Origin of the sequence: uncultured Parabacteroides sp., from assembly GCF_947855115.1 — a bacterium.
GTDB lineage: Bacteria > Bacteroidota > Bacteroidia > Bacteroidales > Tannerellaceae > Parabacteroides.
The window spans coordinates 1-26,197 of sequence record NZ_CANTZW010000036.1; the positions used below are offsets into that span (position 1 = coordinate 1).

The 26,197-nt window shown below is 40.0% G+C and carries 17 protein-coding genes and 2 pseudogenes; 12 read left to right on the top strand and 7 right to left on the bottom strand.

Annotation, left to right across the window (positions count from 1 at the left end; genetic code table 11):
* Positions 1-190 precede the first annotated feature (190 nt).
* The 10 genes from Q0110_RS16425 (at position 191) to Q0110_RS16470 (ending at position 8,618) form a co-directional block, all read left to right on the top strand.
* The gene (locus Q0110_RS16425; RefSeq protein ID WP_297908929.1) at positions 191-736 is read left to right on the top strand and encodes a helix-turn-helix domain-containing protein; all 546 of its coding nucleotides are present in this window, start codon (positions 191-193) and stop codon (positions 734-736) included.
* Positions 733-1,995 carry a site-specific integrase gene (locus tag Q0110_RS16430; protein ID WP_297908930.1) on the top strand — a complete coding sequence of 421 codons (1,263 nt, stop codon included), beginning with the start codon at positions 733-735 and terminating at the stop codon, positions 1,993-1,995. The genes Q0110_RS16425 and Q0110_RS16430 overlap by 4 nt, the downstream gene beginning before the upstream one ends.
* A 314-nt stretch (positions 1,996-2,309) precedes the next feature.
* Positions 2,310-2,663 carry a helix-turn-helix domain-containing protein gene (locus Q0110_RS16435; protein WP_297908931.1) on the top strand — a complete coding sequence of 118 codons (354 nt, stop codon included), beginning with the start codon at positions 2,310-2,312 and terminating at the stop codon, positions 2,661-2,663.
* On the top strand, positions 2,660-3,259 hold the full coding sequence (locus tag Q0110_RS16440) for a BT4734/BF3469 family protein (protein ID WP_297908932.1): 600 nt from the start codon (positions 2,660-2,662) through the stop codon (positions 3,257-3,259). The genes Q0110_RS16435 and Q0110_RS16440 overlap by 4 nt, the downstream gene beginning before the upstream one ends.
* Positions 3,210-5,015, top strand: coding sequence for a DUF3987 domain-containing protein (locus tag Q0110_RS16445; RefSeq protein WP_297908990.1), 1,806 nt, complete (start codon positions 3,210-3,212; stop codon positions 5,013-5,015). The genes Q0110_RS16440 and Q0110_RS16445 overlap by 50 nt, the downstream gene beginning before the upstream one ends.
* 101 nt (positions 5,016-5,116) lie before the next feature.
* Positions 5,117-5,485 (top strand): MobC family plasmid mobilization relaxosome protein, encoded by a 369-nt coding sequence (locus Q0110_RS16450; RefSeq protein ID WP_297908933.1) that lies wholly within the window; start codon positions 5,117-5,119, stop codon positions 5,483-5,485.
* The gene (locus Q0110_RS16455; protein ID WP_297908935.1) at positions 5,469-6,368 is read left to right on the top strand and encodes a relaxase/mobilization nuclease domain-containing protein; all 900 of its coding nucleotides are present in this window, start codon (positions 5,469-5,471) and stop codon (positions 6,366-6,368) included. The genes Q0110_RS16450 and Q0110_RS16455 overlap by 17 nt, the downstream gene beginning before the upstream one ends.
* Complete coding sequence (locus Q0110_RS16460) at positions 6,368-7,009, top strand: hypothetical protein (RefSeq protein ID WP_297908936.1); 642 nt, start codon at positions 6,368-6,370, stop codon at positions 7,007-7,009. The genes Q0110_RS16455 and Q0110_RS16460 overlap by 1 nt, the downstream gene beginning before the upstream one ends.
* Before the next feature lie 83 nt (positions 7,010-7,092).
* Positions 7,093-7,698, top strand: a complete 606-nt coding sequence (locus Q0110_RS16465; protein ID WP_297908939.1) for a master DNA invertase Mpi family serine-type recombinase — start codon at positions 7,093-7,095, stop codon at positions 7,696-7,698.
* Positions 7,695-8,618, top strand: a complete 924-nt coding sequence (locus Q0110_RS16470; RefSeq protein ID WP_297908941.1) for a TaqI-like C-terminal specificity domain-containing protein — start codon at positions 7,695-7,697, stop codon at positions 8,616-8,618. The genes Q0110_RS16465 and Q0110_RS16470 overlap by 4 nt, the downstream gene beginning before the upstream one ends.
* Here Q0110_RS16470 and Q0110_RS16475 read toward each other — a convergent pair.
* From Q0110_RS16475 to Q0110_RS16490, 4 genes are read right to left on the bottom strand one after another with little or no spacing between them, the layout of a single operon-like run.
* Positions 8,611-11,982 carry an Eco57I restriction-modification methylase domain-containing protein gene (locus tag Q0110_RS16475; RefSeq protein ID WP_297908943.1) on the bottom strand — a complete coding sequence of 1,124 codons (3,372 nt, stop codon included), beginning with the start codon at positions 11,980-11,982 and terminating at the stop codon, positions 8,611-8,613. The two genes, Q0110_RS16470 and Q0110_RS16475, sit on opposite strands and share 8 nt — an antisense overlap.
* 14 nt (positions 11,983-11,996) lie before the next feature.
* Positions 11,997-15,320, bottom strand: a complete 3,324-nt coding sequence (locus Q0110_RS16480) for a helicase-related protein (RefSeq protein WP_297908945.1) — start codon at positions 15,318-15,320, stop codon at positions 11,997-11,999.
* Between the two features lie 20 nt (positions 15,321-15,340).
* Positions 15,341-16,042, bottom strand: coding sequence for a hypothetical protein (locus Q0110_RS16485; RefSeq protein WP_297908947.1), 702 nt, complete (start codon positions 16,040-16,042; stop codon positions 15,341-15,343).
* A 4-nt stretch (positions 16,043-16,046) separates the two neighbouring features.
* Positions 16,047-17,591, bottom strand: coding sequence for an ATP-binding protein (locus tag Q0110_RS16490; protein ID WP_297908949.1), 1,545 nt, complete (start codon positions 17,589-17,591; stop codon positions 16,047-16,049).
* Between the two features lie 478 nt (positions 17,592-18,069).
* On the opposite strand from Q0110_RS16490, the pseudogene Q0110_RS16495 reads away from it, so the two are divergent.
* A pseudogene (locus tag Q0110_RS16495) lies at positions 18,070-18,348 on the top strand (helix-turn-helix domain-containing protein); the annotation flags it as partial.
* Positions 18,349-18,654: 306 nt separating this feature from the next.
* The gene (locus Q0110_RS16500; protein WP_366139695.1) at positions 18,655-19,920 is read left to right on the top strand and encodes a DUF3987 domain-containing protein; all 1,266 of its coding nucleotides are present in this window, start codon (positions 18,655-18,657) and stop codon (positions 19,918-19,920) included.
* Between the two features lie 32 nt (positions 19,921-19,952).
* Here the strand turns inward: Q0110_RS16500 and Q0110_RS16505 are convergent.
* From Q0110_RS16505 to Q0110_RS16515, 3 genes and pseudogenes are all read right to left on the bottom strand, one after another.
* Positions 19,953-20,892: pseudogene (locus Q0110_RS16505) on the bottom strand (IS256 family transposase).
* A 163-nt stretch (positions 20,893-21,055) separates the two neighbouring features.
* Positions 21,056-24,712 carry a BpuSI family type II restriction endonuclease gene (locus Q0110_RS16510; RefSeq protein WP_297908953.1) on the bottom strand — a complete coding sequence of 1,219 codons (3,657 nt, stop codon included), beginning with the start codon at positions 24,710-24,712 and terminating at the stop codon, positions 21,056-21,058.
* Positions 24,681-26,126 (bottom strand): N-6 DNA methylase, encoded by a 1,446-nt coding sequence (locus tag Q0110_RS16515; protein WP_297908955.1) that lies wholly within the window; start codon positions 26,124-26,126, stop codon positions 24,681-24,683. The genes Q0110_RS16510 and Q0110_RS16515 overlap by 32 nt, the downstream gene beginning before the upstream one ends.
* Between the last annotated feature and the right edge of the window lie 71 nt (positions 26,127-26,197).

A 26,197-nucleotide genomic window follows, 5' to 3' on the forward strand; every position in this document is an offset into this window, starting at 1 on the left:
ACAGATAATAAACAATAAGCAAAAGCGTGCAGCTCAATGAGTTGCACGCTTTTTGTGTTTATGGGGTTCATGGTTGCTATGCGTTTTCTATGGGCTTTTTTATCTCTTATTTGCGACATGTTTGCGACACGTCTTATTTGGCGATAAGGTACAACTTAGATTGATATAAACCATTTAAAACGAGAAGAATATGCCAAGAGGAAATTACACTATTCAAAGAAGTTGCGAAGAGTGCGGTAAAATCTTTACTCCTCCCACATTGATGTCAAAGTATTGTAACCCTGCTTGTTCCAAGAGAGCGTATAAGAAAAGACAAATCGCAAAAGAGAAAGAAGCGATACGCCAAGCACTGATTAGACGAATACTATCCTGCAAGGGGTATCTAACCGTAAAAGAGGCTATGTTGATTTACGGCATTAGCAAGGATGTACTTTATCGCATGATACGGCAAGGTTTGATACCGTCATACAATTTTGGCCATCGTCTGACACGCCTTAGTCGGCAGTATATGGATGAACACTTTAAAATAAAGGCTGTCAGTAGAAAGAGAAAGAAAGAAGCATTGTCGTTTGAGCCGAAAGACTGTTATACCATCGGAGAGATAGCTGAGAAGTTCCATATTAATGAAAGTAGCGTTTTCAAGCATATTCGCCGTCATTCCATTCCTACACGCCAAATTGGTAATTATGTTTATGTCCCCAAATCTGAAATTGATAAATTATACAAGTCGTTATGAAGAAAGCATTACCCAATACTAAAGTGACCGTTAAACTCAGAAAGTCAAAATACAAAGAAGAATGGTATCTGATTATAGAATCATACCCGGTTTACAAGCAAGGTTCTAAACGGGCAAGCCGTGTGGTGGAATCCATTAACCGAACTATATCCACACCTATTTGGGACAAGTCATCCATCGCTCGGATCTTGCCGGATGGGAGTTTCAACTACAAGCCTAAGCGTGATTTGAATGGAATTATACAATGCCGTTCAACGATAGACCAAGAGGCTTGTATCTATGCCGACAATGTGCGTAAGTTGCGGCAGCATGAATATGATAGTGCTATTTTGTACACGGATAAAGAGAACGAAATCGCTGCACAAAATGAACGGGGGGAGCAGGACTTTATCAAATACTTCAATTGCATTATCAGTAAACGGCATCCTAATAGTTCCGATTCGATTATAGTCAACTGGAGGCGTGTGGGTGAATTGTTGAAAATGTATTCGCAGGGGCAGCCAATCCCATTCAAGACGATTTCCGTGAAACTGCTTGAAGACATTAAGATGTTCCTGCTCCGTGCCCCAATGGGAGGGAATAAGAAAGGTACTATCTCACAAAATACAGCATCAACCTATTTTTCCATACTCAAAGCAGGATTGAAACAGGCATTCATTGATGAATACCTTACCGTTGATATAAGTGCGAAAGTAAAGGGAATAACAAACATAGAGAAGCCTCGTGTTGCGCTTACCATGAATGAGGTGCAAATGTTGGTTGACACACCTTGTAAGGATGATGTTTTGAAACGTGCGTTCTTGTTCTCTATTCTCACTGGATTACGGCATAGCGATATCCAAACTTTGAAATGGAAACAAATTCAGCAGACGAGTAAGGGAACATGGCAAGCTGTCGTAGTACAGCGGAAAACGAAAGTACCCGATTACAAGCCAGTTATCCAACAAGCTCTCCTGCTATGCGGTGAACGCCCAAGCAATGACGAAGCTCTCGTTTTTGAGGGATTGACTGATGCCTCTTGGATTTCTCGTCCTCTGAAAGTCTGGATAGAAGCATCTGGCATCAAGAAACACATCACTTTCCATTGCGGCCGGCATAGTTTCGCTTCGTTATTGCTGGAAAATGGCGTTGACATATACACCATCAAGTCTTTGTTGGGACATACAAATGTCAGAACCACGCAGGTTTATACGCATATTGTAAATGAACAGAAAGAAAGAGCTGCTAATACGTTGCATATAGACAATTTGAATTTATAGATCGTGGTGGAAACTTCCACCATTGAGCACCAATGACTTATGTAATTCCAATCATATACTTACCACCGTTTACCCCTCATGAAGCATCGGCTTTTTGAGGGGTATTTTGTAGCATAGAGGCTTTCGGTAAAGAGTGTGTTGGCTCAAAAGCAGGTTTATTCTCCTTTTATTATGTCTTCCAATAAATTCTCGTATTAACGAAACTTAAATCTGTCAGTGGTAAATAAGCGGTTGATTGGTGGCGGTCGAGCACCTATTTAGCCCCCATAAACATCCCTATACTTTTGCGGCATAAACTTTAATACGAATAAAAAATGGCTTATAAAGTAAATTCATTGGAGGAAATGCCGAATGCGTTGTCCTACCTGATTGAGTCCGTTGAAGCACTGCAATCCAAAGTAAATGCCTTGCAGCATAAGCAGGCAAGCAATTCACCTAAGTGGATGGATATAGACGAGCTTTGCGCTTATCTGCCGTCACATTCTGCCAAGCAAACGGTTTATGGATGGGTTTCATCCAAACAAATTCCCGTACATAAAATAAATAAAGCGTTGGCTTTTTTACAATCGGAAATAGATGATTGGTTGAAGAACAAATCACATAAGACACAGGATGACTTGATGGAGGAAGCCAGACGATTTGTCGAATCTAAAAAGATTATCAGATGACGGGAATGACGGACTATTGCTTTTCATTCTTCCGCAAGCCTATCCAAAACACCGAACCGATAAGGGCAGTAGGCATTGTGGATGTGTATCGTTATATCATTGGGCATTATGCACAGCCACAAACAGAAGCTTTGCGGATGATGTTATCTTCCCCCGAAGCCAAAAGATATAAAGCCGCTCATTTTGACTATTGTACCTTTTCGGGATTATTCCGCAAACGTAATGAAAAGGAATTGATAATGCACTCCGGATTGATGTGTCTGGACTTTGATCATGTGGAAGATATTAGGGAACTAAAGCAACAGTTACTCAACCATGAGTATTTTGATACGGAACTGTTATTTGTCAGTCCGTCCGGTAATGGATTAAAATGGATAATACCAGTTGACTTGAAAGGTTGGGAACATTCCCGGTACTTTAAGGCTGTCGCCAACTGCATCAAAGCGACAGGCTTGCCATTGGTGGATATGTCCGGTAGTGACGTAGCCCGTTCTTGTTTCTTGCCATACGACCCGCAAGCATATATTAACCCTAAATATAAAGATGATGTCGAAGAAAATCTTTTCCACCCAAGATTGGGAGAATGTCCCTTTTGAAATGCAGCAAACGCATACACCAAGTGTTATTCCTATATATAATAAGGTGGAGGAAGATGTGGAATGTGTTGTTCGGGAAATAGAAAAACGTGCCATTGATATAACATCCAGTTATAAAGATTGGTTGAAATTGGGCTTTGCGCTTGTGGACGGATTGGGAGAGAACGGACGGAAGTATTATCACCGCATCAGCAGATTTTACCCTGCCTATCAAAGGGAAGAGGCAGACAAACAATATACACATTGTCTGCAATCCAAAGGACAAGGCATTACCATTCGTTCTTTCTTCCATCTGGCAAGCCAAGCCGGAATCTCGCTGGCTTCATTCAGCAAAGAACATTTATCCATTTTGCCAAATATCCAAAATGGTAAAACGGGTAAATGGATAAAATCAGAGGAGGAACTTCCTGCATTTCCAGAATGTGTGTTTGAGCATCTTCCCCCTTTTCTGAATGAGGTTGTCAGCAATTCCATATCGGTGGATGACCGTGATACGATATTGCTTGGATCGATTGTGTGTTTGTCTGTCTGCTTTCACAATGTTTGTGGTGTGTACGATGAACGCATCGTTTATCCGAATCTTTATCTGTTTGTCGTAGCGGATGCCGGTATGGGGAAAGGGGCATTGGCTTTGTGCCGGGAACTTGTAGCTCCCATCAACCGTAATTTGCGTGAACTTTCCAAACGGTTGGAGCAGGAATATAAGGAAGCAATGAACACTTACATCAAAGGAAAGAAAGATGGTGGAATGGCTATGCCAACCGAACCGCCCATGCGAATGCTTGTCGTTCCTGCCAACAGTAGCGCAAGTTCTTTCTTGAAGATATTGGGGGATAATGACGGAATCGGGCTGTTGTTTGAAACGGAAGGTGACACGTTAAGCCAGACTTTGAAGTCGGACTATGGGAATTATTCAGATGTGTTGCGAAAGGCATTTCACCATGAGTTAGTCAGTTTAAGCCGCCGCAAGGACAGGGAATATTGTGAAGTCAGCAATCCAAGAGTGTCAGTCGCTTTGGCTGGAACTCCCGAACAGGTAAGAAGGTTGATACCTGATGCAGAGAACGGGCTGATGAGCCGTTTCTGTTTCTATATTATCCGCTTCAAGAGAGGTATAAGAAACGTGTTTGCCACAAATGATATTTCCCAATCCAAGAATGCCATGTTCAAGCTGTTGGGAGATAAATTCTGCCATCTGCATGAAGAATTTGTGCGGCAGGGTAATTATTCCTTTTCTATTCCTTCCGATTTACAGGAACACTTTATAGAATATCTCAGTCGGGTGAACGAGGAATGCTGTGACGAAGTGGATAACAAGATGCAAGGTGTAGTCCGACGGATGGGGCTGATTGCCTATCGCATAATGATGGTGTTGACCGCTGTCCGACATTTGGAGAATGTACATCAAGAACCATCTTCCTCTGACGAAACTCTACAATTGATTTGCCATAAATATGACTATTCCATAGCCATGAGTATTTGCGAGACCTTGCTTTGCCATGCTGTATTCATCTATCGCAATTTGTCCGGGAATCAGCCCAAACGATACCAATCCGTTTCACAAGAAACTGGTGTTTATGCACGAAGGTATGCCCTTTATAATATGCTGCCCGAAACATTCACGAAGAAGGATTATGATGCGGCGGTTTTAGCCTTGGGCGAGAATGGAAGTACGGCAAACAAATGGATAGAAGCCTTTATCAAAGATGGCAAACTAAGCCGAATAGAACAAGGTAAATATAGGAAGATTTTTTGAGTGGCAAGTTTGTGTTTTAGTGTCACTAAAACCTATGCGGCAAGCGGATAGAACAGCCACTCTCAAAAAATCAATTTATGCACATCAAAGTTTAGATAAGTATGAAGGAAAAGAAACTTGGTGGTCGTCCAAAGTTGGCGAATTATCAGAAACGCACGAAATGTTTTCGGGTGATGTTTACCGAGAACGATTACATCTATATCCAATCCAAAGCAAAACAGGCAGGACTGTCTGTCAATGAATTTTGCCATCAGGCGGCAATGGGCTGTAAAGTCGGTCAGCGCATCAGTCCGGAAATGGTATCTGCCATTCGTGACCTTTCCGGTATAGCCAATAATGTCAACCAGATTGCCCATCAGATGCACGCCTATGGTTTGGAAGCAGTGAAGCAACAATGCTTTTCAATCATATCAGAAGTCAGTAGAATCATCACCCAAGTAAAGAATAGCAACCATGATAGCGAAGATTAAAACAAGGGCAGATTTTGGAGGAATAGTGAATTACGCCAATGACCAAAAGAACAAGAAAAAGAGTGCCACACTTTTGGCGCACGAAGGTGTCTGTGCTATTAGCAATAAAGCTATAACCGACTCTTTTCAGATACAAGCGTCCATGCGTCCGAAAGTAAAAAGTCCGGTGAAACACGTATCACTTGCTTTCTCTCCGCAAGACACCATCCATTTTCCTGATGATGAAAAAGGAAATGCGCTTATGGTGGAGATTGCCAAGAAATGGATGGAGCAAATGGGGATTCGCAATACCCAATATATCATAGCCCGGCATCATGATACGGAACATCCACATTGCCATATAGTGTTCAATCGGATAGATAATGATGGCAATCTCATTTCTGACAGCAATGAGCGGATACGCAATGCAAAAGTTTGTCGTGCTTTGACAAAGGAGTATGGTCTTTATTTTGCCCATAAAAACAGTAAAGTCAGAAATAAGAGCCGTTTGCGTCCTCATCAATTACGGAAGTATAATCTTCGTACCTCAACTCTTGATGCGTTGGCGGTATCTCGCTCATGGTATGACTTCTTCCGTATGCTCAAAGAGAAAGGAATAGATGTACGTTTGAATCATGCAGAAAACTCTGATAAAATTCGTGGCATATCCTTTTGCATGGATGAATTTAGCATTGCCGGTTCTAAACTTGATTCAGATCTAAGCTTTAACCGTCTTTGTGCAACATTGGGTAATGTGGCAACAGAACTTATTGTGCAACCCCACCAAGCAATTGTTTCTAGTGCTGGCGGAGGAACTAGTAACGAACAAGGATGGCGGGATGATAAGAACAAGGATAACCAAAGAAACGAACCTTTTTATAAACCCTCAAAACGTAGAAGATAATGAAAGAAGATGTAGTAGCAGCAAATCTGCAAAATTTGCGTCAAAGCATTAATGAACTAAAAGAAGCTGTTGGCAAGTTGAATGAAAACTCTTCAAAGAAAGAGCAAACCATTCAATCCGAGGTTGATGAAAGAACAGTTTACAATAGCGTGGCTAAGAGTTTCTGTAAATGCTGGAATGATGCTTTATCCATAGTGAAGGAGTCTATTAGGAAAGAACGACCGGACAATGTGCCTTTCTCAAAATGGATTCCAAAACTGATAGATCTTCTCAAACAGAAGTTCAGTATTATAGATTACCTCTACATCCATGTTTGTGATTACAACACAAATCGCATAGGCATTGAAGCCAATACCGAGAGGATTCTTAAACGGCAGGATGAAATACTCGCACAAATTAATGATCTGAAACATCCGGTAACCGTTATTCCACCCAATATAAATGGGATGTTTGTACGGGGGTATCATATTAAACTTCGATATGTTGTGGCTATTGTAGCCATTATTTTGATGTGGGCCGTTGCTGCTTCTGTTAGTAGTCTGAAATATAAGAAAGAAGCTTTTGCGCATTATTCCATGTATCGGGCGGTGAGGGAACAGTATCAGTTTGGGATAGATAAAAACGTATCAAAGGAAGAATAAATCTGTTCTATGATCCACTGCTTACTAAAACTTATCCTTTCATATAATTAGTGACTAAAAGGAATAATATAAAATTTAGGATTATGATTTACGGATACATTAGAGTAAGTAGTGACAAGCAGACTGTGGAGAACCAGCGTTTTGAGATAAGCAATTTCTGTAAACGCAATAAGTTGGTAATTGATGGTTGGATTGAAGAAACCATTAGTGGGACAAAATCGTATAACAAGCGTGAATTAGGAAAGTTGTTGAAACGTGTTCAAAAAGATGATTTGATTATTTGTGCTGAACTATCCCGTTTGGGACGAAATCTCTTCATGATAATGGAAATTCTAAATATCTGCATGACAAAGGAGTGCAGAGTTTGGACTATAAAGGATAATTATCGGCTGGGAGAAGACATACAAAGCAAGGTGCTAGCTTTTGCCTTTGGTCTGTCGGCTGAGATTGAACGAAACTTGATCAGTCAACGTACAAAGGAGGCTTTGGCGAGGAAGAAAGCGGAAGGTGTAACTTTGGGCAGACCGAAAGGTAGAAGAAGTGCGCCAGACAAGTATAAACTCTATGGAAAAGAAAATTTGATAAATGAACTCTTAAAAGCTCGTGTTTCGAAGCGGAAGATTGCGAAAATATGTAAAGTTGATAGGAATACGCTCGACCGTTTCATTCGGCAGTTCTTGACAGAATGAAAAGGAGCGATTTCGTGCGGCAGTGTGGAACGGAGTGCGATTTTTCAGGCAGTGACAGCTGGGTTATCTTGTCTCCTATAGAACAGAGCATCAAACAGAAGATTGAAGCGGTAGGTACGCCACTCAAAGACTGGGATATAAATATCTATCGCGGTGTACTGACTGGTTACAACGATGCTTTTATCATTTCTACGGAAAAGCGTAATGAGATATTAGCAAATTGCCAAACGGAAGATGAACGCAAGCGGACGGCTGAACTTATTCGACCGATTCTGCGGGGCAGAGATATAAAGAGATATGGATATGACTGGGCTGGATTATATCTCATAGCCACATTCCCATCCCGCCACTATGATATAGAAATGTACCCTGCTGTAAAAGCACACTTACTATTTTTTGGCATAGAAAGGCTTGAACAGACAGGAAAGACACATATTGTCAATGGAGAGAAAGTCAAAGCTCGCAAAAAGACCAATAATAAGTGGTTTGAAACCCAAGATAGTATTAGCTATTGGGAGGATTTTAGTAAGCCAAAAATTATGTATCCCAATATGACTAAATATATGCCTTTTTATTATGATGAAAAAGGATTTTATCAAAATGATAAATCATTTATGATAACAGGAAAACATATTCCATTTTTGACTGCCTTTTTGAATTCCTCATTGTTCAAATTTTGTTTTAGAGATAATTTCCCCGAATTGTTAGGTGGAACACGTGAGTTAAGAAAAATATTTTTCGATAAAATCTCTGTAATAAAAGTGTCTGATGAAATTAATAATGACTTCAAAAGGGAAGTAACAAATCTTCAGTCAAACTATACACGAGAAAAAGCTACTACAATAGATAGGATGCTTTTTGATTTGTATGGCCTGACTGAAGAAGAACGTAAAGTTATTGGATATATTGAAATTAAGTAAAATTGTTCTCAATATATTTTTGTTCATCATGAGATAGGTTATATAAGTCAAAGACTTTATGACTTATCTCTTTTTCTTTTTCTGTAGAATTATAATGTATTAACTCTTTTAAGGTTTCTTCAAATATAGAATTCTGTTCTTTGGTTATCATAGGAACTTTAATGGGTTCAACAGCTTGTACACTTATAAGTAAATCACCTGTTCCGGTTTTAGGAGCATCTTTAAGAAGATAGTGTCCCATAGGAGAATTTAATACACAACAGATAAATTCAATGTTGTTACCTGTTGCAAAGCATGTACTATCCAATCCTAAAGCTCCATTATTATTATAACAAAATCTAAGGATAGAACCGACTCTCTTCCAAACAATTTTTGGCTTATTAAAATCCTCCCAATACTTAGCTCCCCATCGTTGCATAGCATACCATTCATAACGAATACCAGTTTCTGCTTTATTTCGATTTGATAGGGACTCTTTATATTGGAGCATATGATTATAAACAGCTGGATATTTCTCATTAAAAGCCTTTTCTGCTTTCTCAGAAGCACCTGTTATACTATTATCAAATTGGTACGGAAAATGCCAGGGTATATAAATTAACCAAAGATTTGCCCAGTCGTATCCATACCTCTTTATATCTCTGCCCCGCAGAATCGGTCGAATAAGTTCAGCCGTCCGCTTGCGTTCATCTTCCGTTTGGCAATTAGCAAGAATTTCATCTCTTTTCTCTGTGCTTATAATAAATGCATCATTAAATCCCGTTTTAATGCCATAGTTGATTTGAATATCCCAATCCTTGAGCGGCGTGCCCACCGCTTCAATCTTCCGCTTGATACTCTGTTCGATAGGCGAGAGAATCACCCACGAGTCGGAGCCGCTGAAATCGCACTCTGTCCCACACTGCCGCACGAAATCGCTCAAATTCCTAACGCTATCTTTGTTTTGTTTGTTGGTGACTGCGCATAAGGTCTTATGTTTGTTTGCAGCTTTGGCGAAGAGCAATATGTTTGTATCAACAGTTGCGCTCTCGAAAACTTTCACTCCGGCAAAGTCTATGAGCAGTTTGGGGTTGGTATTTTGGGCAAAGAAAGCACGCGTTTTTTCTCCATAACCTGCACGCATCCATTTATTGGATGTGATATAGCAAAGGTGTCCATTCGGTTTGAGCAATTGATAGCCACGTTCGTAGAAGAGGCAATAGATGTCTCCTGTTTTAGCAAATGTTTTGTAGCCGCATGTCTCATATCGTTTTGCTAATTCACCGCCATTGTTTTGTAACTGAATGTAAGGAGGATTGCCTATGACGATATCGAAACCGTCATAAACTCCAAACATCCATTCCGGGTCGAAGAACTCTGCCACAGTGTTTTGGTCATATGGATTCCAACCAGTCAATTGTTTAGCTTCTTCTGGTGCAAAATCTTTGTTATCGGCGAGCAATTTCGCCAACTTTTCTCGGAACACTTTATCTTTCTCACGAAGCGAACTTTTGCGGTTTGCTGTTTTTGCTAAAAAATGCTCGTGTCGTATTGCTCTCAATTCTTCTTTTGTCGGCTCGATTTCAGGATCTTCAAAAAGATTATGGGATACTTGTTTCTTGTGTGCTATTAATGAATTAGCAGACACAAACTTTGTTTCGAGATTAGGAAGTGTAGGAATTCCGAAATTGGGTTTCGACAAATCTTTGTCGCAATCGCAGATTAACGAGATAAAGAAACGTAATTTTGTAATTTGTGCGGCAATGCTCTGAATATCGCTGCCATAGATACAATTCTCTATAATGGTCAACTTTAGGTTGTACACATCCTCTTCGGGAGATAAGCGAAGCAGAATATCAACCAGGCGATTGAGTAATCCCATCGGGAAAGCACCTGAACCGCAAGCGGGATCAAGAATCTTGATTGTTTTTAGTTTGTTTACAATCAAATCGTAATCAGCAACCTGACTTTTATTGAAGGTGAAACCATCTTCAAATAAAGAACGAACCAACGGAGTGTCACCCAAATATGCAATAAGGCTTTCATCTACCATGTAGTTGACAATTTCGCGAGGTGTATAGAATGAACCACTTTGATTCCGTGCTGTTTCCTTTGTCTCAGGATTGTATGCACCCAAGAGGTTCTCAAATACTTTTCCTAACAATTCCGGGTCAAGAGCAACCTGTTGTTCTTCTGGTGAATTTTCTTCAATGGTAAAATTATAACGACTGAGGATGGATATTAGTCCTTTCTCCGGTTCAAAGAAAAGATTGTTTGGGATAATGGCACGATTACGGTAACGTCCATCCGCAAACCGTTTGTCATTTCGACTGAAACCATCATAATTGAATGCCTGTTCTACTCCGTCAATCGTCCTTGTTTTATCAAGGCACTCAAATAACCCTCCATTCAGGAAAGGTACTTCTGCAAACAGGGTGATAACCTCATCCTCCTTAATGCTAAACAATTCTGCATAGCGATAAAGGGTCTTGATGTCCTTCTTTACATTGGCTGCAAATCTACGTTTATTACCTTGTTCGTCTTCTATAGCGCGATTGAGCGTGGCAAAGAATAGGTTTTGAAGGATTGCGTTATAATAATTACCTACTTTTTTGCTATAAGGGTCAAACTCTTTCAATATGGTCTGCAAATAATCAATATCAAATATCCTGTCGGGAACTAAGTCTTTTTGCTTTATGAACCATACAAACATGATACGGGTTATCAAGCGGATAATCTTTGTTTCTAAATCTTCACGGTCATCCTCTTCTATGGTTATATTATTAGGAAACGACACATTGGAAGACGGGGTTATTGCCCATTGATACCACTCGAACAAGTCTTTATAGAATTGCTTGGTCAAGGCTTCGACAGAAAACGCAGCAGTAATATCGCTGAGTGTCTGTTTGCTATTTTTCAATACACCAAATTGTTCTATTGCTGTGCGACATCCACGACCTTCGCCTAATAGATAAGTGTAACGTTTGGTGTTAGTTGATATTTTCTCATAATTTCCTTGCTTATTGAAGCTCCAAGTTTCACTTACATACGAGAAGCGAAGTACGCTTTCATTCTTTCGATAGCAGAACATAAATGCACCGGCATACCCCATGCTACGCCAATCGGAAGTAAGCATATCACGGATGCCACGACGGTTGCGCTCAATATCTACTTTCTCTGTTAATTCTACTTCGTATATAGCAATAGACTCGCCATCTGTAAGCGATATTTTGCCAAGGTTTAAGGCTTCTTTAGCCAAACGGTTATTTACGTGTACCAATGACGGGCGACTCCAAAAACTCACTTTATTCCTAAAAATGTCATGAAGTAATTGCTGCCATGCTTCACGATTATACTTAGATTCTATTACTTCTTTATAGTTCATTTGTGAATACATTTTTAGTTAAACGATTCGGATAAAATTATTTCGGCTTCGGTTTCTTGCTCATTTAGCAATGATTCTTGGGCTGTGTAGTATGGTGCATACTTCTTGGCCATTTCTATTATTTCTGCAAAAGCTTCATCATGGGTCATACGTTTACTGCCAACTCGAAGCAAATCTTTATGAATACGTTGCAAACGCTTGGCAATATAAGTGATGACGCCTCGTTCGGCCAAGGTCTTTAATTGCACTACTTTTATGAACAGGTCATTATCGTCAATCTCGCGAATAAATCGGTTTAATAGGCCGACAGCCGTACTGACCTGTACGCCCATTGCAGTTTGCTCATCGTGATTTGTTTCTTGCGTACGCATTTCATCATCTTGCATTTTGCGAAATTTCTTTAATACCATATTTATATGTTTATGATGTGCTTCTATGCGTTCTACCGACTGCTCTTCTTTGGTCGCCTTAAAATATTTAAGAGCATCAAGCACGGACAATTCTTCTGCTGTTTCTGACACCAAAAAGAACATCTTGCGGAAGTTCGTCTTCAAAAAGACAAGTGTGTCATTTGAAAGTGTAACACCCTCAACTTCCTTTGTCTCACGTCCAGTACGGCTGCGTAGTGAAAGTTTGGCTATACGGTTGTACTCTCTGCGATTTGTCTGGTAGAGCGCACGCAATTCTTCATAAAACGGAAGTTCTTGATTGCATTCTTCTTTCTGCCGCTTCATTCCTTCATCAAAAAGTTTACTAAGGTTACGGTCAAGGATTTCCTCTTGCGAGTATATCTGATTATCTTCCCCAAACGTGGAATGAAAAGTTTGAATCTTGCTTAATGCGATTTGATTAAGGTTAATTTCGCGGTTACCTTCACGAGAAGGATAAAATACGTAGTTGTAGATATGTTTGGATACTGAACCAATACGATTTACACGTCCGATACGTTGCATCAAACGTGTACTATTCCACGGGGTATCATAATTCACAATTACGTTAGCGCGATGCAAGTTCACACCTTCAGCCAACACATCTGTAGTAAGGATAATATTATAATCATTGAGCTTTGTTTTGTAGTTCGCATCGAAATTCTCACGGATAGTTTTGAATTGCTTACTACGGTTGTCCGCAGAGATAACTAATACATCCTTACGATTTATACGTTTAGCTAAATATTCGACAGTATCAACCGACTCGGAAAATACGACTAATTTTTGTTCAGGATTACGCTCGGACTTGAACAATTCGTGTTTAATCAATTCGTTGAATTTTGCAAATTTCGAATCATCTTCATCTGTTATATTAGCCCATTCAGAACGTAATTTTTCAAGTGTTTCTTGGTCGTTGTGCAGCATTTCAATAAATTCCGGTTTGAAATCGGAGGCTGTGAATACTGCGTTTTTGGGATTGTCTTCTGCTTTGGCGTTTAGCTTTTCTTCTATCTCTTCATCGCTTAGACCCGATTCCAATAGTATATTGATATCAAGATCCGGAGCAATGAACACTTTGTCTCGCTCAAACATATCAAGCATATTCTGATTTGCTTGACAGAAATTGTCTAATGACACTTGGAAAGCATGGAAGCTGCTTTCCAGACGTTTTACCAATCCGTTTTTTCGGATACCTGCTAAACTGCGGCTTATAAGTTCTGCATTATCATATAATCCAGGTGCTGCTTCTGGCTTTAAATAAGCAATAGCTTGATAACGTGCATAAGTCAATTCCTTTTCAAGCGTGAGCATTGCGTGTTCAAATAAGTCTGCAAGATGCTCGTTTAATTCATAACGCTTCTCAATGGGGCGTTCTACTTTTGGGAAACCATTCACATCCTTATTATAACGAGGTATGCTCTCTATGTCCGTCCTGGTTCGCCGTACAGTTAATGGCTTAATTATCCTATCGCGTACACGCTCTGCCAGTTTCTTAAAATGACTGACATTGAAATCTGTTTCTCTACGCAACCTTTTGAACTCTTTTATAAGGGGTGCAAAAAAGGCTGTCAGATTTGATACTCCATCAATTGTACAATGGCGTGGATCTTGAAAGAGTTGTATTTCGTTATAGATGTCAGCAGGTGTATTGTTCATTGGTGTAGCAGAAATAAGCATGACTTTCTTTTTATAACCAGGTATATTCCCTGTTTCAATACGAGGCATCTTGCATATTTCCTGCAGTTGTCCAAATGCGGCTGTTGTATGTGAACGAAATTTGTGTGCCTCGTCAACCAATATAAGGTCGAACTCATCAGCGTTCCAATAATTGTAATTGTCCTCATCCAAAATTTTGGATAAACTTCCATTGGAAACAAAATTGGCATATTTATCAATGCCGAAATCCTTGAATGTGGCTTTCCAGTTCTGTTCAACAGCAGGAGGATATACTACAAGTATTTTGGTTTTGTCCCGTCCATTCTCTACCAAGAACTTTTTGGCAATCATGGTTGCAATGACAGTTTTTCCAAGACCTACTACATCCGCAAGAAAGAAGCCATCATAACGTAGTAACTTTTGGAAACCTTCTTCCACTGCATCCATTTGATAGTCATATTTAGTGTACCCTTCTGGCATATCAAAAGGGTTGTTATCATCTGTGGCCATTACTCTGTCTGAGAAATACTCCATCAGCATTTTGATGTATAATTCATACGGTGACACATCTCCTTTTAGATATGTACGGTCAATAGATATTTTTACATCTTCAGCTGTGATTTCACATCCTTCCGCTTCTTTCCAAAGCAATTCAAATTCATCTTTTGCAAATTTGACATCATCGTACCTATTTAATTTGACATTAAACTCATATTGACAGTCTTCTGAGATACCAAGTCCATTACCCGTTAAATTACTTGATCCAGTTATAGCCATACCCTGAGTGTATTGGTTAAACTCATCGGGATAAAGTACATAAATCTTTGCATGAATTCTCTTGGATGGATGGGCACGTAATTCTAATTTTCCATCAATTAAATCTTGTACCATTTGAAACATCCCATCCTCTACCTCTTTACGGTAATAAGATTGTTCAATATCTTGTCTTATTTTGCGGAGACAATCTTCCTTTACTTCTTCCTCGGCCCCAAAGAACATTTTCCCTTGTTTTGCAGCTTTGGCTATGTATTTATCCACATCAATGCCTATTAGTACCCTAACCTTATTGATGTTGTCAAGGAATGGGCGTAAGGAAAAATAACCGGATGCTCGTAAAAATCCGACAACTGCATCTAGATTACGGATTTGAGGGTTATGCTGTAACACACCTTCAAATTCTTTCATAAGGGTGTTGCTATCTCTATTTGTAAAGAAGTTTGAGCAAATACTGGTGTTTATTATATCTGTCATAATTAAAATCTTATCTTTAACTAATTTTCTTTTTTTCTTCGTTCCCTAACTTTATCCCACCCTGGCATTTTTTTAGCCAGCGTACCTTCTCCTGCTGGAAAATAGAGAGGAAAGACTTTATATAAGAAACTCACAATATCACTACGCTTTTTACCCATGTTGAAAAAAGCAGAGCAAACAAAATACATAAGTTCTTGTTGACTACAAGCGTTGTTTTGTTGTATCACTATTGAAGGTGTTACTACCAAGTTATGCTCTGCAAATGCGCAAGCATTGGCAAGAATAGCTTTCTGTTCTTCTTCGGTAAACATTTTTATTTTCTCCGCCAACCATTCAAGTTCTCTTTGCTGGAGTGCTTGTTGTTTTTCATTCTGGTGCTCCAATAGGATTGCTACATTTTCTTGTTGCTTCTCAGTCAAGGCATTTTCCAATGCTTGATTCTTTCGTTTGAGGACATTGAATTTCAGCAATGCGATAATGTACATGCAGAAATATCCTACTGCAATATCGAATATTAGGACAAGCAGGTAATTGTTACTTGAGTTTTGTGTGTCACCAGCCATATACTCGCTAATAGGGATAACAGCTAGTAGCATGATAATGGCTATTGCATAAAGTACCCTGTATCGCATCTTGTGGTTTACTTGCGGCAAAGAGGCAAACAAAAAGGCGATAATCAAAACGGCAATTATTGCACAAAGCGGTATGAAAGATGTTCCCATAAGTTTATTGCTCAGTTTGAGGGTTAACAATTACGCGCCAATAGCCACCATGGTCTGCTCCTTCACGAGACAAAATCCCCATAGAACGAAGCTTTGAAATATGTTTTTCTACGGCTCGGGAGCTTATTCCTATTTTATAGGCCATTGCTTCTGCAGACATTGATGGGTCGGAAATGACGAAATCAATAATCTTTTGTGCGGTTTTCCCAATACTCTTAGATTTGTTTTTCGAATCTCTAAACTTTTTCTCCGAACCTTTTTGCATTATCTCCGAACCTTTCTCCGAACTTTCTTGCGTATCACCAAAGGTTTTCTCCGAACTTTTTTCATCTACAGGGTACTTTTCGAGGGTACTATTTACCCTGTTGGCTACTTCTTCCACAGGTATTTTTCCGTTTTCCCCCCAGTTCAAATTATAGAATGTGGTGTAGAAAGAGGTCGCTTCCGTTTGATATTGCGGTTCTTTCCCTTGTAGAAAATTGGGCAGTTTCTCCGTAAGTTCCCGCATTTTCCGTAAACCGGAGCCACGTTTCTCCATATAATCCAATTGTGTGAACACATCCGCAATGACGGGGTTGCGGCGCATGGACGGCACTTTGTATATGTCACGGTCTTGAATCTGTGTACCGTCAAGCATTGCACCCGGTGATACCAATTCTATGCGATCATCGTAAATGTCGATATGTACTTCACCACCCATTACAGTATAATCTCTATGGATAAGGTGGTTGACCAATCCTTCAAAAATAGCACGGTCGGAATAGTCGGGTAGGTTAAGGCGGTAGTTAGGCATCTTCACCCATCCGCTCATGGTATAGTTCTTAATGAAGTCCATGCCATATTTTAAGAGCAATACAAGGTTAGCCCGATGTTCTACGGAACTGATGGCATCGTCTTTATAAAGCCCTGTCCAACGGGTACAGAAGATGCGTGATTGGAATACAGTGCAATTATCTACAAACAGCAGTCCGGCATTGGTCAATTTGCCATCAGATGTGACAAGTCCGAATGACTCCAAATATTTGTCGTTCCATTCCTGATGGGTTTGCTCACGGAAAGTGTTGGCAAGGATGATGAAAGAATGTTTGCTGGCATCCACTTGGGTAGGCAGTGAGTCCCAAGTCATGTGCGTACCTTTTAATACCAGCGAAAGAAGTTGTTGCGAATTACATTCCACACTTTCATTACCCACTCTTGTATAGGCAGTGCGTGTCCCGTCTTGGTAATAGTAATAAGGAGTCAGCATTCCTGCCTTTACTTTCACTTCAAGCAGGGTATGTCCTTCGTGTTCTATCGGGATAAGCTGTACTTCCGGTACGGGGTCAAGCCTTGCCTTTATCATTTCACTGATAAAGTCTGCATCGGCTTGCGGATTCTCCAAACCTACAATCACTCCGTCATCGTTCACTCCATAGAACAAGCTGCCACCGTCCGTATTGGCAAAAGCCGATACGGATTTAAGCCACGACTTCACTTTCTTGCGTTCCAGCATTTCTTTGAAATCGTAGGACGAGCATTCCGCTATCAATATATTGTTATGTATCTGCATAGTTTCTTTATTATTGTTTGGGTCAATACTCCCAATATCATATACAAAGGTAAGGATAAAACCGAAGAATCTGTTAAAACAGTCCTTTTCTTATGATTTTTATGCGTTTACATCATGTTGCTTAGCAAGAAAAAGCGTACTTTTGTGAGTAAGAGCTGTGGTTGCTTATGGATGCTTATTTTCGGGTTTGCAGGACATTTGCAACACGTGTACGCAAGTTGCTCATACAGAGATTTCGTTGACTTTGAGGAAGTGAAGTAAGTATCGGTAAACAACGATAACTATAAATAAGAGTATAGGGTGTAGCTCAATGGGTTACGCCCTATTTCTTTTTATATCACTTTTCTTTGACTTTGCTTATTATTCGGATTTTTATTGTATATTTATACCATAATTGTACCAACACTTAAAAGTAGATAATATGACACTTATAAAAACAGCGGTATTGAGAATGAAGAATATAAGTAAAACGTATGTTATGCCAGCAGCAAAATTTGAAATAACACGTCAATGCAAGGTTTGTGGAGAAACCTTTGTAGCTAAAACCATTGGATCGTGGTATTGCACTCCCTAATGTTCCAAAATTGCGTGGAAGCGACGCAAGGACGAGGAACAGAGATTGCAAAGGTTGGACGAAGTGGTTAAGAAGATACCCAAACCCAAAGAGTACATCACGGTTTCTGAAGCATACGCTTTGTTTGGCATAAGCAAAGAAACTCTTTATCGCTTGATTCGTAAGGGTACAATTCCAAGCGTGGGTAACTATATATTGTCTTACAGTGTGAATCCTTGTTAAGTATTAGAGTATATTAAAATATAAACCCTCTATAAATCGTATAATCGTTTATAGAGGGTTTTGCTGTAAGACAGTATATAGTCACCATTGAATGAATTGGATTCCAAGATTGACGGGCTGAACAATCCAAGTCCCAATATCCCAACTGAGCAATGGATGAACTTAAAAGAGTTGTGTGAGTATATTCCCAGCCATCCGGCAGAACAAACAGTATATGGATGGACGAGTTGCCATCAAATTCCATTTCATAAAAGAGGAAAGCGCATCATGTTTCTTAAATCAGAAATAGGCGAGTGGCTTCATGCTGGTAAGATAAAATCGGAAAAGGATTTGGAAAATGAAGCTTCCCAATTCATAACTTCTCCAGTAAAAATCCAAGATATGATATTGGCTTTATCCCGGCAAGAGAATTATTCCATAGAATACATGATGGCTTCTCTTTTGGTAGCAGTCTCAACCGCTATTGGTAATGCCATCAATATTCGTATTCGTGAAGGATGGATTAGTAGCCCTGCCCTTTATATGATATTGGTAGGTCGTCCAGGAATGGGCAAAACTCCACCTTTGGATTTTGCTTTCCGTCCTATTCGCAAGCATGATGCCAAAGCTATCAAACAATTCAAACTGGAAATGGAGCAATACAACAATCTGATAGAAAGTAATAAAGGTAAGAAAGAAAACATTACTCCCTTGCCAAACAAACCTGTCTTACGGAGAACTATTGTATCGGACTTTACCCCAGAGGCGTTAATGCGTGCGCTCGATGAAAACCAGCGAGGTGTTGTGGTATATGTGGATGAAATTATGGGTACGTTTAATGCCGTGAATCAATACAGCAGAGGACAACTTATTGAACAGCTATTGACTGCATTCAGTGGTAAGCCTTTGGATATTTCAAGATGCAGTATGCCTATACCAATTCATATAGAATATCCCTTTATAAATATTGTCGGTACGATGCAAACAACTCGTATGCACGAACTGAAAGAGAAAGGTTATAAAGAAAACGGACCGCTTGACAGAATTATTTTTGTTTATCCATCGTTCCAAGAAATTGCTGATTGGCAATCAGATGAAGATTCGTCTTTTGATAAATACTCGACTATGTGGGAATCAATAATTGACAAGGTGATTAGTTTACCTTTTGTAGAGAATGGAGATGATAGAAATACACAAACAATTTTGGATTTTTCCTCGGAAGCTAAAGTCTATTTTACAAACTGGCGTAATAATGCAATCCGAGCCATCAATCAAATTCAAGATGATGGACTGGTAGATAGCAGAGTGATTAAAGCCCCCATGATAACGGCTCGTTTGGCATTAGTCCTGCAAATCTTTCGTTGGGCTTGTGGAGAGGTGCATAAAGATTTTGTGGATATAGATTCAACAAAATCAGCTATTGCTTTAAGTGAATATTTTGAGAGTTGTTATTCTGACATTCAGAAGTATATGTTGAGAGAGAGTATTGAACCTCAGAAGAAAGAATTACTTAATTGTCTTCCTAAACAGGGCAGTGTCCATAATTTTGTGTAAATGGAAAATACAGGATTCAGTTATAAGTTCTCTTATATCTGGATTCTGTTTTCAAAAATAAGCATAAATTGATTCATAATCAATCCCCAGTTAGTAATCGGCATCGTCCACTTCTTCTCAATCTCCATCAAAGACAGGTATACCATTTTCTTCACTGCATCATCCGAGGGGAATGAAAGTTTTGATTTAGTGTACTTTCTGATTTTCCCATTCAGATTTTGTATGGTGTCGGTAAATCCGTTCTGGTTTCAGTGCAGGTAATCAGTATGTCCTGTACTCCGCAGGCCTTCAAATCTGTCAGGACACCCATCCAGAATGAAGAACTTTCCGACTTTCCCACCCACATGCCAAGGACTTCTTTCAAGCCGTTCTGTCTCAGGCCGACACAAAGATAAACTGTCTTGTTGATGATTTTTCCGTTGTCACGGACCTTGAATACGATACCGTCCATCCAAACTATGAGATAGACCGGATCCAAAGGGCGGTTCTGCCATTCTGAGCAGCCTGGTTGACTTTGTTCGTAATGATGGAAATGGCTGATGTGGACAGTTCTATCTCATAGATCTCACGCATCTCCTCTTCAATGTCGGACACGCTCATTCCTTTGGCATATAGGGAGATAACAAGTTTTTCTATAGAAAGCCCACGACTCTCATGTTTGGGAACAACTATGGGCTCGAATTGACCGTTACGGTCACGGGGAATAGGTATGACAGCCTCGCCGTGTTCGGTTTGGATTTTCTTGGGGTAGCTGCCGTTACGGGAATTACCGCTGTTATGACCGGAAACCGAATTCTTCCCATAACCCAGATGCGCATCCATCTCACCCTCAAGCATTTTCTCCAATACCTGTGCGTGTAACTGCTTCAGAAACTTACTTACGTCAGCTTCTGTCTTGAACTGGCTAAGGAACTCCTTACTTAATACCTCATCAGGCACTACATGATTCTTCTCTTTCATAATCTTCGTCATTTTGCAAAGCTATTAAATAAAAAACTACGGAACTCATACTGAATCCCGTAGTTTACATTTACACAAAATATTTTATAGTGCCGATGGACTAACCAACCACTTCCAAATTTATCACCATGTTATAATCGTTCATAACGTCTAACATGTAGGGAATCATCAATTATTACTTTTCTCTATTAGCTACAAGTATTGCGAGAAGGGTTGTTGCCTCTTCAAGGCGTTCCTCGGCCTCTTCTCCGAATATGATATTAGCCCAAACCTTGTCTATTTCGCGTGGTTTTGGTGAGCGTAAGTTAACGAAACTGTCAAACGCAGTTCCTTCGATTCGCATCTTCTGTTCTTCTGACAAAGCATCTGTGGCAGGTACATGAAGTGGCTCATAATCTTCTTTCTCCATCTTGCGTAAACCCTTACGATTGTTACCGTAAGCTTCGCATTCAAGCTGATAGAAGATTGTAGACAACCAAGACGAAAGTATCTTTGCGCGTTCGCTATCTGCCTGTATCACAAAGAAGTTTGTAGAAACGAATGTAGGCTTTGTACTTACAAATACGCGACCTTCACTACGAATACTTCTTGGAAGCATAACAGAATAGGCTTCAGAGATGCGCTCAGATTCCTTCTTTAATGTATCGAGGTAATCCACCGCAGTTTTATTGTCTTGCCTCTGTTTCTTTGCTTTCGATTCCTTTTCCTTCAAGAATTGTTTAATGACTTTCTTGATAGCATCATCACTCATATTCCGGACATCAAAGAAATAAGATTCACCATCACCAACATTAATTCTGTTAAACTTTGCATTGTTCAATCCTGGTGATAGATGACCTTGAAGCAATCGTTTCGCAGATGCAAGGAATGGGTCTTTTGCTTTAAGGTAAAGAAGGTCTGTGCAACCAGAGTTTCCTATCTTACCTCTCTTGTAGTCGTTGTACTCACTTTTTGAAAGTTTCGTGAGGAATTCACTTGTTTCAAGGTAATTGTCAATAAAACCAATTGCTTCCTGCTTGCTCATATTTCCAATCTGCCAACCATCATCAACAGTATCATTCAAATATTGGCGGCTCAGCAAACATCCTTCAAAGTCATTATTGATGTTGGCAAGTCCTTCCTCGCTGAATGGCATAGCAAGCACATAGCTGATGCTTCTTGTATCAACTTCGGTTACTGTCTCGTTACAGTACAAATAACGGACGTTGTCTGTACGAGTACCCTTGATGCCAATCACAATTGATGTGTTCTGAATAACGTCATTGAACAAATTCTCCTGAGGATAGTTGAAAATCATTTGCAATCCGAAATCCTCCAAGAGCATTTTGCGTATTGCTACAGAGGCATCACCCTTTGTTGTAAAATGAGTATTGGGCAGAATGGCTGCTATGATCGTACCTTCTTTCGCCAAGGTAGAAACAAGTTCCACAAATACACCTTCCAATGGCATTTGTCCTTTGCTAGAAGTTGTGGCTTCAATTCCTTTTATCTCTCGTATTCTGCGATACAATTCCGCTTTTCGCTCTGTACAGTTACGACCAGTTGCAGCTAAGTACGGAGGGTTCATAACTATGTACTTTACACCGTCAAAGGCACTTGTCGGCATTTCCGAAATGTTCAAAGTTGTAATCTCTGCAGTATTTATTCTATCAATAGTAGATGCGAACTTCAATCCAATTCTTAGAGAAAGGAGCTGTAGAAGGTTCTTGTTTACATCATTGGCAACCAGTTGAGATGGAGTGATATCTGAGAATACATTAGTTGCCGCACAAAGCAAACTACCACTACCGGCAGCTGGATCCATTAACTTCTGATTTGATTCTATTTCTCCACCAACACTCTTTACCAGCCATAACATAAGGTTCGCAAGTTCTGGATCAGTTGGAACTTCACCTTCATGCTCATGACCATTAGAGATAACCTTATGCATAACGCTTGCAAGTTCGTCCGCATCAACATAAGTCTTGCCTAACTCAAAAAGTTGTTGGAGCAGATTCTTGCTTGTCTCTACATTCTTGTCATGTGCTCCAAGATTTGTAAGATTAAAAATATCCTTGAAGTTTATGCGTGAACCTTCTTTGCAAATCAAATCCACCTTGTTTGATAACTGCGGAATTGTTTTCAATCCGTTTCTACCAATCTTTGTGAATGAGCCTCGAATGTACTCATAGAAAAGGCATACCAATGCTTTCTTCCACGCAAGGTCTTTACCGAGTTTATCAGACACCTCATTGGCAAAGCTTTTGAATGTAAGAAGGTACTTTCCGTTATCATTAAGAATAGTTTGAAGGTATTCTTTATACTGTTCGGTCAAATCCTCCATGAAATTTTCACGAGAAACATCTGCGAATAAGTGGTTGACCTGAATACCAGGGTCTATGATTTGTTCAAAAACATTCGGGCGAGATGTGTCGAACTTGAAAAGGCAGGATGCCTCAAGGTTTGTTAGAATGTAGTATTTGCTCTCAAGTTCAGCATCACGCAATGACTGCACATAACTCATCGCTTGATACTGATAACGAGTGCTATTAACGGCAGCTACTGTTCGCTTCACCTCAACGACACAAAGAATCTTGTTGTCACTTTTGTTAGCAACGACCAAATCCATTTCAATAGAACCAACATAACGATGGTGCTGTACCTCGTACTTGTCGTCAATTCCTAATGCTTTGAGTGCCGAAGTGAGTGCCTCTCCACATACTGGATGGAAGCATTCTACTTCTTTGTCTGTATTTCTAAGCCACATTGTTGATTTCCTTTCTTTAGGGGTGTTGGGTGAATTTAATTTAAGATACTTTAATAACTGCTTTGCAAGTACATTTGCCAGTTTAGGCGGTACTGCATTTCCTACGATTAGATGTTTTCCTTGCTTTGATGTAGATACAAATTCATAATCATCAGGAAATGTTTGCAGACGCATAGCCTCTCGCAAAGTAATTATACGATTGTATTTGTAATGGATGTTACAACCTACATTTGGACGATTGAAGTAGGTATTTATCGTATAAGAAGGTTTCTCGGGAAGCATGCGCCCATAGCATGTGGTGTGTCCACCGTCACGTTTTAGGCGTTTGATGCGAACTGATTGAACTTCGTTTGGAATATCCATGTAGTTGCCACCAGGCTTTACATGGTCGCAGATGTACTGGTCGAGTTTACTCATCGTAGGATGCTCGTGCTCGCTTATAGCATTTGAAGACCCAGCAACAGGTAAATCACCGATAGCCTCTTCAACACTTATCCACTTCTTTTTGCCTTCTGTTCCGCCTTGATTGTGGGTTGTTTCAGGAAAGACAAACTTACCGCTTTTAAGTCCTACGATAATAACGCGTTTTCGTATCTGAGGCACACCGTAGTCGGCAGTATTAACCAAATTCCAACTAACGTTGTAACCTAACTCGCCAAACTTTTGAAGAAGTCCTTCGAGGATAGAATTTCCATCACTATCTTTAGCCGAAATTAGACCTACTACATTTTCAAACAAGAAAGCCTTTGGCGAAAGCGCTTTTATGATTTCAAGATAACGCCAAACCAAACGGCCACGCGCATCATCACAATGACGGTTGCCTGCTAATGAAAAGGACTGACATGGAGGACCGCCAACAACAACGTCGGGATGTGGTATAGCTGATAAATCAACTTGCGTCACATCACCAAGTATAATATGCTCGTCCACATTCCTCCGATAGGAATTGACGGCATCCTTGTTGTTGTCTATTGCCCACAACAATTCGTAACCTGCCTGTTTGAATCCAAGGTCAAGTCCACCGCCTCCCGAAAAGAGGCTTACTACTCGGTAGTTATCTTTTAAGTCTTTTGTTTCTTGCATCATTCAGCAGATTTTCGATGTTATCGTTTTCGTAGTACTTTGCCAGTACTTCGGTTATTTGTCTGATAATTTGAAGGTCGGCTTTCTCAATCAAGTCCTTTGCCAAATCCTTCAAACGTGCTGTGTCCTCACTACTTATTATCTCAGGGCTGATAATTTGCAGGTCATCCACATCATATTTTTGTATCTTCAATACATTGTTGCCGTAGGTCTTGCCACATTTCTCCAACTGATACCAGATAAAGTAGTTGTTCAGCAACGCCATGAGCAAACGCTTATCTATTGCAGAGGTGATTACATAGAAATTATCTCTTGCCAGTAGCTTACGTTCATTAAGAATAAAACGGACAGAGTCACGAATAATGTATGGAAAGACAATTGTTCCTGCACCAATATCATTGGTTACATACCATGCTTCTGGCGATTGCTCTATCTGGTCATACAACGCCTTTGGCTCACCTTCCTTCTTAATGATTTCTTTCCACTCATCCAGATATTCCGTTACGGCTGGTTCAAGTTGAATATCTGAACTTGTAATCATCAGGTATCTGTCCGTCTTTGCTTGTTTTGTTGTAAAGCCGTTCACATCTTTGGGTGAAGATAGTATATCCGTCAAACATTGTGTGCTGAACATTGCAGGATTGATGAATATCTTATTTCCACCTGTTGACTTGCCTCTGCGAATTTGGGCATACCACGATAAAGAAACGGCATTGCCGAATTCTAAATCGTTCGTGTTTGCAATGGCACGTTCCTCAACGGAATCACCATCGACATTCAACTCTATTGACAGCATGTCTATACTTCTTGACGTCTTGTACAGTTTTAGAATTTCAACATCTACAATAGGGTCGCCAACGAAAGGATTACCTGTTACAGTAATGTGTTTCCCAATCTTACAATTCGCAGTTAAAGCCTTTTTGAACTTAATGCCAGCCTTGGTATTCTCCCAACTATTAGGGAAGATAACAATCAGTTCACCATCGTTTTTTAGCAATTTGATGGCATAGAGTAAGAAGTACATGTAAAGATTTGCTTTGGCATCAATCTCAACGTCAATGAGTGACTTTAGACGCTCCTTGCTTACTCCGTATGTCTCCTGCATGTCGTCAATTTCTTCTTGACGAACGTATGGCGGATTCATGACAATGCCATCGTACTTCTCTGCGGTATCAAGTACAAAGAAGTTTCCACAATAGAGTTTGCAACGGTCATTAGCCTTATCTGTATTTGCGGCATAGCTCTTCGGATCAAGTTCTACGCCTATAACATTGTATCTACCATCTGTCATTAGTGCATCAACAAATGCACCTTGTCCAAAACAAGGATCGAGCACCCTCGCCTCAGCAGGAAGGGTGAACAGGTTGACCATGTATTGTGCAACCGATGGTTTTGTATATACTTGTCCGAGATTCATAGCTCGTATTATTGTTGTTTTCTCTGGCATCAATTTACTCCGCTAGTCGTCTTCCTCGTTATTTTGTTCTT

Coding starts and splice junctions, on each gene's coding strand:
- Q0110_RS16465 (WP_297908939.1), top strand. CDS start 7,093: ATGATTTACGGATACATTAGAGTAAGTAGTGACAAGCAGACTGTGGAG.
- Q0110_RS16450 (WP_297908933.1), top strand. CDS start 5,117: ATGAAGGAAAAGAAACTTGGTGGTCGTCCAAAGTTGGCGAATTATCAG.
- Q0110_RS16440 (WP_297908932.1), top strand. CDS start 2,660: ATGACGGGAATGACGGACTATTGCTTTTCATTCTTCCGCAAGCCTATC.
- Q0110_RS16455 (WP_297908935.1), top strand. CDS start 5,469: ATGATAGCGAAGATTAAAACAAGGGCAGATTTTGGAGGAATAGTGAAT.
- Q0110_RS16500 (WP_366139695.1), top strand. CDS start 18,655: ATGTTTCTTAAATCAGAAATAGGCGAGTGGCTTCATGCTGGTAAGATA.
- Q0110_RS16510 (WP_297908953.1), bottom strand. CDS start 24,712: ATGATGCAAGAAACAAAAGACTTAAAAGATAACTACCGAGTAGTAAGC.
- Q0110_RS16430 (WP_297908930.1), top strand. CDS start 733: ATGAAGAAAGCATTACCCAATACTAAAGTGACCGTTAAACTCAGAAAG.
- Q0110_RS16470 (WP_297908941.1), top strand. CDS start 7,695: ATGAAAAGGAGCGATTTCGTGCGGCAGTGTGGAACGGAGTGCGATTTT.
- Q0110_RS16485 (WP_297908947.1), bottom strand. CDS start 16,042: ATGGGAACATCTTTCATACCGCTTTGTGCAATAATTGCCGTTTTGATT.
- Q0110_RS16475 (WP_297908943.1), bottom strand. CDS start 11,982: ATGAACTATAAAGAAGTAATAGAATCTAAGTATAATCGTGAAGCATGG.
- Q0110_RS16435 (WP_297908931.1), top strand. CDS start 2,310: ATGGCTTATAAAGTAAATTCATTGGAGGAAATGCCGAATGCGTTGTCC.
- Q0110_RS16480 (WP_297908945.1), bottom strand. CDS start 15,320: ATGACAGATATAATAAACACCAGTATTTGCTCAAACTTCTTTACAAAT.
- Q0110_RS16460 (WP_297908936.1), top strand. CDS start 6,368: ATGAAAGAAGATGTAGTAGCAGCAAATCTGCAAAATTTGCGTCAAAGC.
- Q0110_RS16425 (WP_297908929.1), top strand. CDS start 191: ATGCCAAGAGGAAATTACACTATTCAAAGAAGTTGCGAAGAGTGCGGT.
- Q0110_RS16515 (WP_297908955.1), bottom strand. CDS start 26,126: ATGAATCTCGGACAAGTATATACAAAACCATCGGTTGCACAATACATG.
- Q0110_RS16445 (WP_297908990.1), top strand. CDS start 3,210: ATGTCGAAGAAAATCTTTTCCACCCAAGATTGGGAGAATGTCCCTTTT.
- Q0110_RS16490 (WP_297908949.1), bottom strand. CDS start 17,591: ATGCAGATACATAACAATATATTGATAGCGGAATGCTCGTCCTACGAT.